We start from the raw sequence: 13,145 nt of genomic DNA, 5'->3' as shown, positions 1-13,145 counted from the left end.
CTCAACGGCTCCTATGTTCCATTTTTTATACTTACAGTTTGAACTTGTCCAACTCGATATCTATGCTTTGAGCAATAGTTATTTTTGTTTTCTCAACAAAGGATTCCAAAAATTCAGCATACGGGATATAAACCCTGCCTTTATTGTCCTTTACAACAGGTCGATAATAATTTGTTCCGCTAATCGGCTCCACATCCACTGATCCATTTATCTCTGCGGCGCATGCCTCACAGCTATAATACAAGATTGCATAAAACAATTCCCTTTCCTTCGCGATGTTTTCTATTTTTAATTTACTCACTGCTGATAAAGATTGCTGGCTGTAATCAAGGATCTTTCCTGCTTTCTCTTTAAGTAGCTGCAAACTTTTCTCTTTAATTGTTGGTAGGTTCTCTTTACTTTTAATCCAGCCCGTCATGTTAAATACCTCTGTTTCTTTCTCCACTTTAACCATAATTTCATTGACTTGTTCTAAAGATTTCCAATAAGCTCCTTTCCCATCCGGATTTTTGAAAATCACTCTGCCATCAGAAAATTTATATACTTCCATAAATTTTTCTTTAGACAGAGCCGTATCGTATACAGCCTCTCCGCTTTCAATAAAAGACTGTACTTCTTTTTTAGATAGCATTCTTGGAAATTTTTCTTCCTTCATCGTTTGTGATTTTAATTCACAGCTATAACAAAGCAACACAATTGCTAATATTTGCTTTAATGTACTCATTGTTCTACCTCCTCTACATCTGGATTTTTAGGATTCTCAGGTCTTACCCACCTTGGATTTAGCATGTATCCAAATTTTATATCAACAAGCTTTACAATTGGCGTTACATCAATTGGAACATTTTTCCCATTGACTGGAAGCGCTAAAGGAATAGGCGGAGAAAAGTGTATAGAGTTATCGTCTGTTTCTTGAAAAGAAAATACCTGATATACTTTCAGTTTGTTGGCCATTGCATATTCAATCACATCAGGTCCAATAACCGTATTAGCTGTTGTAATAAATGTCATTGTGCCAACGCCGGCCTTCCCGCCCGCTGTATTTTTTAATGCATCAAGCTCACCCCGTATTTGATGATTATTACTTGATAAACTTATAACCCCATTTACTGCTTTTACTTCAGCAAATGAACTATTAGGATAAATACTAGTCTTTAATCCAGGAGGAATCAGTCTGATCTGTATTTTTTTTGCAGACCGAACGCCATCGGGAATAACTGATGTACTTGTACCGGCAGTTGCGTAGCTTCTCTCGGTTGATGTGAAGCGTGTTGTATTCTCAGAACCAAATCCTCCGCCATAAAGCCCAATCATTTCAAATGCCTTACCTACTTTTCTATTAAACACAATACCAGTTCCAGTAAAACCAGTTTTCCTGGCCATATCCCTTAAAACATGAGTGGTTAATGGTCTTAGTGTATCGCCTAAAGGATCTGCATTAAAGATCGGATTATTTGCAAAAGCTGCGTAATCGCTAATGCCAACTGTAGGTTTAAGGTCAACATTCCAGCGACTTCCCAATCGTGGGTCATATTCCCAAAATTTAGCAGTATAGCTATTTCCTTCTCCTTTTATTTCATTTGACTTCTCCTGCCCATTAAACCCATACCGATACCCAACACCGTTAAACACCCTACCCGGCATCTGCATACCGAAAGGGTAATAATCCACCGCGCTCAACAAATTATCCTCATTCCCCGACTTTTGAATTTACACAGTTTATGAAATAGTGTTTTTTAAAAGAAAGTAATCATTAAGGCGAATCGTTCTTATTTGTTCTCTTGCGAAGAGACCGATTTACAACTCTTTATTTGGAATGAAAAAAATCCGCGTATTTAATCATTTCATCAATCGTAGATTTGCTATACTTATAAGGGATCAAAAGATTAATGACAACCTTTCTTTTGGTATTAAAATCAAAATCAGACCAGTTATTCAAACGCTCCAAATAACTTTCAACAACTTGTCGTTCATGTTCTCGATGCTCAATATATAATTGTTCCCCTATCACATTCGGACTATGCGACAATTTAATCAACTCTTCCTCTAATGCCCTATTTACTCGTTCAAAAACCCTTCCATAAAGCGGGCTATTAATCAGATCAACAACGTCCTCTTCCTTTCCAAATTTAAACACATATAAACACTGCCTGAGAACATTTAACTCTGCGAGATCATTTATAGAAAACATATCTTCTTTATTTCTCTTCATCTTTTTTAGGATTTGGGCCAATATAGATTAGATTCTTCTCCCTAATTTTCAGCGTACCACGATCATAAATGTATTCAAGAATATTAGATGGATCAGCCTGAATATTAGTATCTTGATCAGGATCAACAGCAAAAACAACCATATACTTACCTTTACCTTTCTTGTCGGGAATACCTAAAAATAAAAGTTCCTCAACCTGCTTTTCTGTTAATAAAGCTTTTGTTAAATAAACCTTATTTTTTTGTTTGGAATTAATACTCGAGTTCCCGCAATCTCAACAATACTTTTCCTGTCGGAATAATGTATATAAACATTTTTCTTCTCTTCATCTTTTGTAACATCCTCCTTTAAAGGTAATCCCATAAAATGCCCTTGCCTCTCCATTTCAGAATCCCATCCTGGTAAGTCTTTTCGATCAACAACGGGATCATTTTTGGGATTTATTCCTTTATACAATTCATCAGCTGTATGCTGATCGTTAGGAGAAGTAAAAAGCTCCATCACAATACTTAATGCCAGCCCTATAAGAGTAGAGCTCTTAGGCGATCCTACTTTCTTTGCTGCCTCCTCTGCCATTCTCTTAGCAGATTCAGCAGCCATCTTCTCAGCAGCCTTTTTCGCTTGTTCTTTAAGCACATGATCGGTCACCTTCTTCAGCGCAGCCTTACCCCGTTTAGTAGCAGTAACTACATTTGAATTTGCGTCCTCCAATCCATCTACATCTATATTTGTAACAGGACTGTTATTAGCATACTGATAAGGCGTAAGTTCTGGATAATCAGGCGATAAAGGATCCACGGATAAAAACCGCCCCAACCTCGGATCATACACCCGCATCCCGTAATCCTGCTGGTTCCCTTCCCCCTTCACCTCGTTATCATTCTCCTTCCCATTAAACCCATAACGATACCCTCCACCGTTAAACTCCCTTCCCGGCATCTGCATACCGAAAGGGTAATAATCCACCGCGCTCAACAAATCTACATCATAATAAGCAACCGTCATACCTTCATTTTCAAAAACCGGGATGCGTTTATCGCTGATCGTGGCCAGCACGTTGCCCAGGTGGTTCGTCAGCTCGTAGGTGCGGCGGCCCTCGGAGAGCCAGCTCGTGTCGATATCGAAGGTCGTACTTAAGTCCAAGCCGGGGTTCCACAGGCCGAGGCGGCTGCTGCCGTAGAGGTGCTCTTCCGCCCAACGCGGGCCGCTGCCGCCGCACTACTGCTCGTACACTGCCAGCACATTGCCTGATGGCTCCCGGAGGTACCAGGTCGTCTTCGTGGCCTCGCCCGGCGGCGTGAAGGCTTTCGATACCCGCTGGCCACCGGCGGCGTAGCTGTAATCGAGGATGCCGCCACCCGATTTCGTGATCTTGCCGATCTTGTCGATACCGCCGGAAAAATCCTTGACAAGGTTGCCCACGCAGTCGTAGACGTAGGCATCGCGGGCCCCACCGCACCCATCACTCCACATCTCGGAAGACGCCTTCAGGTAATGCCTTTCACATCTTCAGCTAACCCTGCATTGTGTAGGCATAAACGATCCTCTTGTAGCTACCTGCTAAGTGGAAACGAACAGGCTGACCTATTTAAAGACACCGCTATGGTCAAACGGTTCCGGGTAATTCTCAATAACTTTCTCGATCTGTATTGGATCACAGTAAAATGACAATAGGATCACACATCATGCTACTGCCCAAGCAGAAAAATATCTCCCGGCTTGGCAAACACATCAGCACCTCCGGAGATATCATCGGGCGCTATGAACGCGATGCCATGATGCCTTCTATCGAAGTCATTATTAAAATTGCGGATATGCTGGATATTTCTATAGACAACCTGGTGAGCAAATCAGACCTGGTGCTCGATCAGGCTACATTTAAAAGACTGGAGGATATTAATGCACTCCCACCGGAAGCTAAAGAGTACGTACTCGGACACATCGAAATCATGATCCGGGATTTCAAAAACAAAGTTTCCGGGGCAAACGTCTTCAAAAATCTCTGCAACCCATCTTTACACAGGTAGTATTACTATTATGCGAAGAAGGTGTTTTGAGTTTGAAAGAGCTTTACACCGACGGCACTAAAATCGAAGCGAATGCAAACAGGTACACTTTTGTATGGGGCAACTCCATAAAAACCAATAAAGCAAAGATAAAACCCATACCGGACAGACAAACTTACCTATAACCAGGAAAAAGACAGATATATATGCCCGTGTGGCAAAACGATGAAAAATATAGGTAGTTATGAACATGTTACCAAGGCGGGCTTTAAACAAACAATCACAAAATACAGGGCTGGGAACTGCAATGGATGCCCATTGCGCAGTGATTGCCATGGACAAAAGGATAATCGAATAATAGAGGTGAATCATAATCTAAATCGCCTGAAAAGACAAGCGGAAAAGAGATTGAAAACGAAGCGGGGCATCCAAAAACGTAAGCAAAGATGCCATGACACTGAACCCGTTTTTGCCAATATCAAGCATAATCACCTATTTAAACGATTTATGATGCGTGGTCTGGATAAAGTGAGTATTGAGGCGGGATTATTAGCATTAGCACATAATCTGCGTAAGAGGACCGCTTAAAATGACAGGCGAAGCCTTTATTTTTTCAATTCTAACATCAAATTGATAGAAATATTATTATAAACATAAGAAGCTGCCTCAATATTTATGAGACAGCTTCTCTTGCCTTTTATTACCGGCTTTTTCTTTATCCCCTTTTACCTCTCAACATTTATAGTACAAACGGAACGCTTGCACATGGTTCATGAATATTTACAACCTTGCGCCTGATTTGGGATATCTTCTTAGCATAATTACTAAATGTGCTGTAAAGCAAAATATCCAAAAGGCTATCAATAAATCTAATCTCTTGAATGTATTATATGCACTGTCTGTAAAAATATAGTTTATCGTTAATCCATAAGCAATAACCAATGCCACATCGTAAATGTTTATTTTAAATGAAAAAAACAGGTAGAATAATAATAAATAAACTAATCCATTGAACGGTAAAAAAGTTACTCGCCTAAAATCCAATAATAAGGAATAATTTTTTGATAAATATGCAATGGTGACAAAAAACAAAAATGTTCCAGCTATCACAAACCCTATGACGTTTGAGCTATTAGCAAAAGAATTATATTGGATAATTTTAACTAACAGAATTGAAAACCATATACCGAAAGTAGCAATAAAAAAAAGCCATATTGCCATATTAATTTGGGGCAGTAAATAATATAGTAGCCCAAATATGACACTACTGATAATTGGGATTAGAAATTGCTTAATCGTCATTGCCATATCTTTCTTTATAATATCTACCTGTGTCTTCTGTTGCATTATTCATAATAGTTTGTTTTGCTTTGTCGTCAATCTTTTGTCCGTGCATCTGATACATTAAAACTTGTCCTATAACCATTCTGTGTTTTATGCTTCCAAAATCAATATCACCACCTATGACTGAACTTGCAACGTTTAAGTAATGGTCTTTACCTTTGATAGCCTGAAATACTTTGAACCCTGCGTTGTATTCTCTTAAGTATTTGTCCAAGTCTTTTACATCAAGCGAATACATAAAATCTTGTATTTTGGATTGTTCATTATACAGCAATTCTCTGTCTAATGCCATTCCTCCTGTTTTACTATTAAAAGAACCTATGGAATTTAATTGGTTATATACTCCCATATTTTCTTTAAGCACTAAAGAGCCAATGTTGTTTAAAAATCCTTTCGTGTCTTTTGATAACATTACACCTGGGTCTAACTCTGTCAATCCTACCTCAAAAGGTCCAACAATTTTAGCATCCATTGAAAACCATTGAGTATTTACTTTCTTGTCATTCATTTGACTTTGTGCCCACTTATAATATTCCTCCTTTTGACCGAATGAAGAGTAAAACTGTGTATTAAGATTTACAGTATTAAATTGAGCAGCACTACTAAACGTTTTAGGGTCAGTTACATAAGTCGTATGACTACCAGACAAACCATTGTTTATATAGCTATAAACAAGCCACTGTGAAGATTTAGTAATTTTAGGATTACCTACTTTAATTCCATTAGCAAAATTGACATATAAGGGTTCAGCACCATCTAAATCTATCGCCTGTATAGGTGTATTACCTGCAAATTGGTATGGACTATACCACGGGAACTTACGTGTCAATGGATCCACACTTAAAAACCTTCCCATCCGGGTATCATAAATCCGCATGCCATAGTCCTGCTGGTTGCCCCATCCTTTTACCTCATTATCCTGTTCTTTGCCATTAAACCCATAACGATAACCACCACCGTTAAACACCCTCCCCGGCATCTGCATACCGAAAGGATAATAATCCACCGCGCTCAACAAATCTACATCATAATACGCAACCGTCATAGCATCATTTTCATAAACCGGGATGCGTTTATCGCTGATCGTAGCCAGCACGTTGCCCAGGTGGTTCGTCAGCTCGTAAGTGCGGCGGCCCTCGGAAAGCCAGCTCGTGTCGATATCGAAGGTCGTACTTAGGTCCAAGCCGGGGTTCCACAGGCCGAGGCGGCTGCTGCCGTAGAGGTGCTGCTCCGCCCAGCGCGGCCCGATGGCTCCCGGAGGTACCAGGTCGTCTTCGTGGCCTCGCCCGGCGGCGTGAAAGCTTTCGATACCCGCTGGCCACCGGCATCGTAGCCGTAATCGAGGATGCCGCCACCCGATTTCGTGATCTTCCCGATCTTGCCGTACACCGTCCAGCTGATCTTGTCGATGCCGCCGGAAAAATCCTTGACGAGGTTGCCCACGCGGTCGTAGGCATAGTTCTCCGGCACCTGCGTCTCGATATCGCCGCCGTAGGCGGCATCGTTCACCGCGTCCTCGACGTAGTTCAGGCGGTTGTCCAGGAGGCGGCCGTCCGTGCCACGGTTGTAGCGGTAAGAGAGGCGGTCCATCTCCGTGCCGTTGCCGCGGAAGCGGCGGTAAGTAAGGATGTTGCCGTTCGCATCGTAGGCGATATCCTCGGCGTAGGATTGGCCGGGCGAGAGCGCGTGCCAGGTCGTCGCTCCCGGCGACAGTGACCGTTGCCGCATCGATACCAGGCGGTTGAGCTGGTCGTAACCGTACAGGTTGCCCACCGTGGCGCCGTTGCCGATTCCCTTGATCGCAACGTTCATCAGCGAGATGTTCCCGTTGAACAGGTCACGGCCGATCGTATCGGCACCGTTGACCTGGAAATGCAAGGGGAAGGCCCCCGCGTTATTACCCCCGATCGGCAGGTAATCCCCAGCGTAATAATCCAGCGCGTAGGCGTAGGCATCGCGGGCCACCGTGGCCATCGGGCTACCGGGCTGCCCGTCGCCCCCCATCTCGGAAGATGCGTCCAGGTAATGGCCGTTCACACCTTTCAGCCATCCCTGCAAGGTGTAGGCATAATCGACACCCTGCACCTTGTTATCCCCCAACTCCAGGCGTGCCAGCGGCCCGTGCAAGTAATAGCGGTACTCGGCATCCGTTTTAGGGCTGTTGATCTTGTAACCGTCGAAGTTAGCGTGGACGCCGCTGGTCGCTTTCACCAGGCGGTTTTCCGCGTCGTACTCGTAATTGTACAGGAAATGATCCTTGGCGGAACTGTAGCTTAAGAGGACTATTCAAACCCTAAGAATTGTTTAGCAAACTCAAATAAATACTAAAATAGCAAACCCGGCCTTTGTACCGGGTTTTGTAAAAGATTAAATTTTATTAAAAAATCAACTTGTTTTAGTCCAAAAAGGTTTAAACATAATAGTTACGAGCTTTTTCATAAAGGTAATGTACCCTCAACTTTTTACGCTTCCAACCTCATTACTAAGTCGAGTAAGCAACACTGTCCAAATTATTGGAGCAATTAAAAACAAATACAACAACCAAAATACATTCCCAACCGCACTCAAATGCGTTACATAAGTGCCTAGTTCAGTAAACACATATATTCCGTAAGTAAGCAAAAATGTTAAAAGATAGCTTAAAAAAAATATCAAAACTTTACTGTATCCTTTACTAAAGGATAATTTATTAACCAGTATTATAACAATAGGTATCCAGACTAAAATTGGTAAAAAATACATGTATTGCTTATTTTAGTTTTCCCCTTCCCCCTCTCCTCGCTCTAGATCGGGAGCAGGCTTTTTATCAAAATTCAATTTATTCCAAGCACTTATCGTTGTCTCATTCCACGCTCCTTCTTCGCCCCCAAGCCACATCTTTCCAGTAAAATTACCTTTTGCATCTAGTTCAAATCTGAAAGATAGCGAACGCCTATAATCATATGAAGGGTTTAAGAGCTCCTTACCTAACTGCAACCTATCCGGCGCTGAATAAGTATGTAAAAAAACTTTCATTCCTGCTTCATCTTGTATAAAGCTTTCATAAGCAGGAAAAGCCTTACCTTTTACATTTCCAGCCACTTCCAATAATGTGGGTGTTACTACCGTAAACTTAAGCTCTATTTTCCAATCTATATCTGGCGCTACGCTTACTAAAGGATCTGACCCTACGACCTGTTGTATTAAATTATTATTCTTAAAACTTTCTTTACCACTTGGTTTCGCAAATGCACTGTTTCTCTTGCCTTCCAACAAAATTTTTATAGCCAGTGGTTATACTAGCAAAGTGACCTTCTTCACTAACGCCATCTGTTCCTAAAGTAAACTTTGCCATGGAGTGCAAACGTGCCGTAGCTTTCATCACATCCCATCGAGAACCTGACTCAAACAAGGAAAAACCACGATCATCACCTTTAAAGCTTTTCTTAAATGTACCAAATGCATCTCCAAATCGTCTCCAGGGAGCAAATGATCTCTGAGTAACTTTAAACGCCTCCAACCCGTCTAAATCAACAGCCCAAATAGGCATATTAGTAGCGAACTGACAGGGTGTTAATTCAGGATATTGCTTAGTTATCGGATCCACGGATAAAAACCGCCCCAACCTCGGATCATACACCCGCATCCCGTAATCCTGCTGGTTCCCTTCTCCCTTCACCTCGTTATCATTCTCTTTCCCATTAAACCCATACCGATACCCACCACCATTAAACTCCCTTCCCGGCATCTGCATACCGAAAGGGTAATAATCCACCGCGCTCAACAAATCTACATCATAATAAGCAACCGTCATACCTTCATTTTCAAAAACCGGGATGCGTTTATCGCTGATCGTGGCCAGCACGTTGCCCAGGTGGTTCGTCAGCTCGTAGGTGCGGCGGCCTTCGGAGAGCCAGCTCGTGTCGATATCGAAGGTCGTACTTAGATCCAAGCCGGGGTTCCACAGGCTGAGGCGGCTGCTGCCGTAGAGGTGCTGCTCAAGCTGGTAAAATAACAAAAGTGACACTGTCAGAATATCTAATAATGCAAATGGCTTTTATAAGCCTTCCCATAATCTACATAATATTCAAAATTATAATTGCCTTCTGAGTATCCACTACTTAATAAAAAAATATATTTTTTCTCTCTATTGTGGATAGTATCTTTCAAATAGTTATTTTCATAAAACTCAAAAATTTGATTTGTACTATCCTTACTTACGAGTTCATAAAAAGTAAATGTTTGATTTGGGTATGCCGTCCCTTGCTTAATAGGCAAAGCACTTAAACATTTTCCATCTTTAGGAATAGAATAAACAATACACCCATCTTTATCATACTGTTTTTGACCGTTCTTTTGATTAAAATAAACAGTAACCTTTCCAACATATCCACTTGGAATAAAATGTTTTTCGCAATGCAATGTGTGATCGCATGACATCAGCATAAAACTTAAACCAACAACAATAACCCATAAACTTATTTTCATACTAAGGAATTTTTTTTCCAGGTAAATCTCTCGCTGGAGAGGCATTGGATATTTGAGCATTATAAGTCGCAGGACTCACAACAACATCATTTCCATTTCTATCCTTGGTATAAACACCATTAAAATTTCCATCTAGATCTGTTGATATCTTGGTATTAAATGTTCTTGAAAGAGATAGCTCTGAACCTGATAATGCTTGAAGTATATTACTTTTTGCAGGCGAAGTATAGGCGCCTATAAACAATTTTGTACCCTTTGCATCTTCAATAAATGATTCAAATGCAGGAAAACCTTTCCCAATCAAACTATAAGAAACATTTATATATCCATCTGATATATGATTATCTATAGATGTTTTCCCTGTCCAAACTATCGGTTGATCAATCAATGAACTAATCGGGTCAAGTATAGGAAAGGGTACAAGTGGAGCCTGCCCCTCAATTCTGGCCTTTACTGAAACTTCACTCTCATTACGTTGTGCATTCCACATGATAACTTCTGGATTTACTATTGGCGCGGTCTTCAATGCCTCACCTGTTTCTCCATCATACCTTATTGTATTGCCAAATTGCTTGGCAACTGTTAAGGTAGCTTTTGCAGCAGATATATCTACAGTTATTGCAGTGGACACTTTAGTCTTGATCATATTATCTGACAAAATAGAAAATCCACGATGATCTCCAGAATACTTATACTGCCCTCCGCTAGCTATCTCTCCGAAAAACTCCCAAGGAGCAAAACTTCTTTGGTGTATAATATATTTTTCTAGCCCATCTAAATCTATACTTCTAATTACATCCCCCTCAGCGTACGAATATGGACAATTCCAGGGATAAGATTTCGCCAACGGATCTACAGATAAAAATTTTCCAATTCTGGGATCATATATCCTGAACCCATAATCGTATTGGTTTCCCACCCCCTTCACCTCGTTATCATTCTCCTTCCCATTAAACCCATACCGATACCCACCACCGTTAAACACCCTACCCGGCATCTGCATACCGAAAGGGTAATAATCCACCGCGCTCAACAAATCTACATCTTAATACGCAACCGTCGTATCATCATTTTCATAAACCGGGATGCGCTTATCGCTGATCGTGGCCAGCACGTTGCCCAGGTGGTTCGTCAGCTCGTAGATGCGGCGGCCTTCGGAGAGCCAGCTCGTGTCGATATCGAAGGATGTACTTAGGTCCAAGCCGAGGTTCCACAGGCCGAGGCGGCGGCTGCCGTAGAGGTGCTGCTCAAGCTGGCCAAAGTCTTTAATGTCAGCGTAGATTTCCTCTTCGGAGAAGCTGAGCTGGCTAACTATTAATATTTTATAATTTTAGAAATTCGCATAATGCTTTAAGTACTGAGGCACTTAATTCGACTTTTCTATAAATCTCCACCCATTTTCTAATATGAGCACGTTTCTAAATGGAATGTCAACCCATACTTTCACTCTAGGCAATTCTAGAAATACTGCAATCAAAATTAGCTTTCAATTTTGCCAACTTATTTACTATCAACTTATTTAAATGAAAACCGGGATTATTATCATCTATATATTCAACCTCAACATGTATGTTCAAGTTGTTGAATAAAACCAGGGGCTCAGATTCTGAATAAAAAATTAAGAATACCCTATTGATAAAATGTTCTATAAGAAATTCAACATTTCCTTCACATGGTAAATATTCTTCCGAATATTCATAAAACACATTTTGCTCTTTATAAAGAGTTTCTTTTAAAAACTCTTTTGAGGCTGTCTTTTGCAGCAAATCAACATTTATTCTGAAACGATCTTTAGACCCTAAAAAAATTTTATTTTCTTCAGCAACCCTTATTGCAATAATAGTTTTCTGCATGTTTTCTTAAATTAAATACTATCCGATCTAAAATAAAGATCCACATCAATTTCAGCACCTGTATTAGTCAAAAGATTAAATTCGTCTCTAGAAAATTGAAATCTCGCTTTATCATATTTAACAAAATATCCAGTTACAAAAAAAACAATATTAGCATACTTTTTAAGTTCTTTAAACCTATCCTCTCTTGTTCTTATAATACGGCTGATAAAATCCTTGGTATGATAAATATCATGGTCAATGTATTCTTCTCTATACTCCCAAAAATCATGATTCCACATCTTTCTTAAATGACCATTTTGGGTATTTAAAGTATATAAATCCCCCTTTCTATGGCTATAAGTTGGCTGAATATTTAGTAGAGCAGACACCTCTTCCATTGCAAGACTGCTTGATGTAATCTTAATTGCCAATGATATTTTACTCATGAAACTATAAGTCTTTAATATTATATTCTGTTTATCCCCCTGGTGCATTAGGGTTATTTATGGGTTTTATAAAAATATCACCAGTTTGTTCTTCAAAAAATAAATCAACTTTTCCGGCATTATTACCGGACATAGTTTTCAACTTTTCAATAAACTTTTCCTCTCCTTCTCCATATTTATCAACTAACAACATTATCTGCCTATCTGTCAATTTTAAAAATGTGATTTTTTTATCATCTCCAACTGCACTGTTATCATTATCTCTCTTTCTTCTTAATATTTCATCTTGATACAAATAATCTTGTACAACTGCTGTTCCATCCTTAATCCTTGCTTCTACTTCTTTAAAATAAAAATTTGGCAACTTTGATGGATCATCGGTAACTAATATATTAAAGGATCATCAGATGCAATTATAGGATGCTTCTTTGAAGATGAACCAGCATCATCATAATTGGCAGGGGTAAATACCAGGCAGGTAAACAATAGAAAAGGAGATTTGGTAACTGCGCGTACCGCAACTGTTTTAATTAATGCCCCACGGATATTCCCTCGTCAACGGATCCACGCTCAAAAACCGCCCTAACCTCGGATCACACACCCGCATTCCGTAATCCTGTTGATTCCATTCTCCCTTCACCTCGTTATCATTCTCCTGCCCATTAAACCCATACCGAAACCCTCCACCGTTAAACACCCTTCCCGGCATCTGCATACCGAAAGGGTAATAATCCTCCGCGATCTATAAACACAAACCAAAGCTGACTTTAAAAGCAAAACATTATACTGACTGAAAATGTAACCTTGGGGCGAACTATATTTTCTTCAAAAATCT

The 13,145-nt window shown here is 40.3% G+C and carries 20 protein-coding genes; 2 read left to right on the top strand and 18 right to left on the bottom strand.

Going from position 1 to position 13,145, the window contains the following annotated elements; all coding sequences use genetic code 11:
* Positions 1–31 precede the first annotated feature (31 nt).
* The 6 genes from COR50_RS14165 to COR50_RS14145 form a co-directional block, all read right to left on the bottom strand.
* Complete coding sequence (locus COR50_RS14165) at positions 32–655, bottom strand: hypothetical protein (protein ID WP_098194593.1); 624 nt, start codon at positions 653–655, stop codon at positions 32–34.
* Between the two features lie 65 nt (positions 656–720).
* Entirely contained in the window at positions 721–1,671 is a 951-nt protein-coding gene (locus COR50_RS14160; RefSeq protein WP_157760860.1) for a hypothetical protein, read from the bottom strand.
* Positions 1,672–1,807: 136 nt separating this feature from the next.
* On the bottom strand, positions 1,808–2,212 hold the full coding sequence (locus COR50_RS14155; RefSeq protein WP_098194591.1) for a hypothetical protein: 405 nt from the start codon (positions 2,210–2,212) through the stop codon (positions 1,808–1,810).
* Positions 2,199–2,354, bottom strand: coding sequence for a hypothetical protein (locus tag COR50_RS22330; RefSeq protein ID WP_157760858.1), 156 nt, complete (start codon positions 2,352–2,354; stop codon positions 2,199–2,201). Before COR50_RS22330 ends, COR50_RS14155 begins: the two co-directional genes overlap by 14 nt.
* Before the next feature lie 80 nt (positions 2,355–2,434).
* Positions 2,435–3,355 carry an RHS repeat domain-containing protein gene (locus COR50_RS14150; protein ID WP_098194590.1) on the bottom strand — a complete coding sequence of 307 codons (921 nt, stop codon included), beginning with the start codon at positions 3,353–3,355 and terminating at the stop codon, positions 2,435–2,437.
* Positions 3,356–3,430: 75 nt separating this feature from the next.
* Positions 3,431–3,685, bottom strand: a complete 255-nt coding sequence (locus tag COR50_RS14145) for a hypothetical protein (protein ID WP_098194589.1) — start codon at positions 3,683–3,685, stop codon at positions 3,431–3,433.
* 191 nt (positions 3,686–3,876) lie between these two features.
* Here COR50_RS14145 and COR50_RS14140 point away from each other — a divergent pair, with 191 nt between their 5' ends.
* Both COR50_RS14140 and COR50_RS14135 read left to right on the top strand, forming a co-directional pair.
* On the top strand, positions 3,877–4,239 hold the full coding sequence (locus tag COR50_RS14140) for a helix-turn-helix domain-containing protein (protein ID WP_157760856.1): 363 nt from the start codon (positions 3,877–3,879) through the stop codon (positions 4,237–4,239).
* Positions 4,240–4,422: 183 nt separating this feature from the next.
* Positions 4,423–4,806: a transposase gene (locus tag COR50_RS14135; protein WP_262496305.1), complete on the top strand. Its 384-nt coding sequence runs from the start codon at positions 4,423–4,425 to the stop codon at positions 4,804–4,806.
* Between the two features lie 192 nt (positions 4,807–4,998).
* Here COR50_RS14135 and COR50_RS14130 read toward each other — a convergent pair whose 3' ends face one another.
* The 12 genes from COR50_RS14130 to COR50_RS14075 form a co-directional block, all read right to left on the bottom strand.
* Positions 4,999–5,565 carry a hypothetical protein gene (locus COR50_RS14130; protein WP_098194586.1) on the bottom strand — a complete coding sequence of 189 codons (567 nt, stop codon included), beginning with the start codon at positions 5,563–5,565 and terminating at the stop codon, positions 4,999–5,001.
* Positions 5,510–6,658, bottom strand: a complete 1,149-nt coding sequence (locus COR50_RS14125) for an RHS repeat domain-containing protein (RefSeq protein WP_157760854.1) — start codon at positions 6,656–6,658, stop codon at positions 5,510–5,512. Before COR50_RS14125 ends, COR50_RS14130 begins: the two co-directional genes overlap by 56 nt.
* Positions 6,659–6,735: 77 nt before the next feature.
* Complete coding sequence (locus COR50_RS14120) at positions 6,736–7,773, bottom strand: hypothetical protein (protein WP_098194584.1); 1,038 nt, start codon at positions 7,771–7,773, stop codon at positions 6,736–6,738.
* Between the two features lie 543 nt (positions 7,774–8,316).
* The gene (locus tag COR50_RS14110) at positions 8,317–8,814 is read right to left on the bottom strand and encodes a hypothetical protein (protein WP_098194582.1); all 498 of its coding nucleotides are present in this window, start codon (positions 8,812–8,814) and stop codon (positions 8,317–8,319) included.
* The gene (locus COR50_RS14105) at positions 8,771–9,568 is read right to left on the bottom strand and encodes an RHS repeat domain-containing protein (protein ID WP_098194581.1); all 798 of its coding nucleotides are present in this window, start codon (positions 9,566–9,568) and stop codon (positions 8,771–8,773) included. The genes COR50_RS14110 and COR50_RS14105 overlap by 44 nt, the downstream gene beginning before the upstream one ends.
* Before the next feature lie 11 nt (positions 9,569–9,579).
* A complete protein-coding gene (locus tag COR50_RS14100; RefSeq protein ID WP_098194580.1) occupies positions 9,580–10,029 on the bottom strand; it encodes a DUF6843 domain-containing protein in 450 nt (149 codons plus the stop codon).
* Position 10,030: 1 nt separating this feature from the next.
* Positions 10,031–11,053, bottom strand: coding sequence for an RHS repeat domain-containing protein (locus COR50_RS14095; RefSeq protein WP_262496271.1), 1,023 nt, complete (start codon positions 11,051–11,053; stop codon positions 10,031–10,033).
* 21 nt (positions 11,054–11,074) lie between these two features.
* The gene (locus tag COR50_RS22325) at positions 11,075–11,230 is read right to left on the bottom strand and encodes a hypothetical protein (RefSeq protein ID WP_157760851.1); all 156 of its coding nucleotides are present in this window, start codon (positions 11,228–11,230) and stop codon (positions 11,075–11,077) included.
* 247 nt (positions 11,231–11,477) lie between these two features.
* Positions 11,478–11,882: a hypothetical protein gene (locus COR50_RS14090; protein ID WP_098194578.1), complete on the bottom strand. Its 405-nt coding sequence runs from the start codon at positions 11,880–11,882 to the stop codon at positions 11,478–11,480.
* 11 nt (positions 11,883–11,893) lie between these two features.
* Positions 11,894–12,310, bottom strand: coding sequence for a DUF4279 domain-containing protein (locus COR50_RS14085; protein ID WP_157760849.1), 417 nt, complete (start codon positions 12,308–12,310; stop codon positions 11,894–11,896).
* A gap of 31 nt (positions 12,311–12,341) precedes the next feature.
* Positions 12,342–12,674, bottom strand: coding sequence for a hypothetical protein (locus COR50_RS14080; RefSeq protein WP_098194576.1), 333 nt, complete (start codon positions 12,672–12,674; stop codon positions 12,342–12,344).
* Positions 12,675–12,836: 162 nt separating this feature from the next.
* On the bottom strand, positions 12,837–13,052 hold the full coding sequence (locus tag COR50_RS14075; protein WP_262496304.1) for an RHS repeat-associated core domain-containing protein: 216 nt from the start codon (positions 13,050–13,052) through the stop codon (positions 12,837–12,839).
* Positions 13,053–13,145 lie beyond the last annotated feature (93 nt).

Origin of the sequence: Chitinophaga caeni, assembly GCF_002557795.1 — a bacterium.
Classification (GTDB): domain Bacteria; phylum Bacteroidota; class Bacteroidia; order Chitinophagales; family Chitinophagaceae; genus Chitinophaga; species Chitinophaga caeni.
Note: the sequence above shows the minus strand (reverse complement) of the source record. Positions and strands in the feature narration are given on the sequence as shown.

Coding starts and splice junctions, on each gene's coding strand:
- COR50_RS14165 (WP_098194593.1), bottom strand. CDS start 655: ATGAAGGAAGAAAAATTTCCAAGAATGCTATCTAAAAAAGAAGTACAG.
- COR50_RS14155 (WP_098194591.1), bottom strand. CDS start 2,212: ATGAAGAGAAATAAAGAAGATATGTTTTCTATAAATGATCTCGCAGAG.
- COR50_RS22330 (WP_157760858.1), bottom strand. CDS start 2,354: ATGGTTGTTTTTGCTGTTGATCCTGATCAAGATACTAATATTCAGGCT.
- COR50_RS14145 (WP_098194589.1), bottom strand. CDS start 3,685: ATGTGGAGTGATGGGTGCGGTGGGGCCCGCGATGCCTACGTCTACGAC.
- COR50_RS14140 (WP_157760856.1), top strand. CDS start 3,877: ATGACAATAGGATCACACATCATGCTACTGCCCAAGCAGAAAAATATC.
- COR50_RS14130 (WP_098194586.1), bottom strand. CDS start 5,565: ATGCAACAGAAGACACAGGTAGATATTATAAAGAAAGATATGGCAATG.
- COR50_RS14100 (WP_098194580.1), bottom strand. CDS start 10,029: ATGAAAATAAGTTTATGGGTTATTGTTGTTGGTTTAAGTTTTATGCTG.
- COR50_RS14090 (WP_098194578.1), bottom strand. CDS start 11,882: ATGCAGAAAACTATTATTGCAATAAGGGTTGCTGAAGAAAATAAAATT.
- COR50_RS14085 (WP_157760849.1), bottom strand. CDS start 12,310: ATGAGTAAAATATCATTGGCAATTAAGATTACATCAAGCAGTCTTGCA.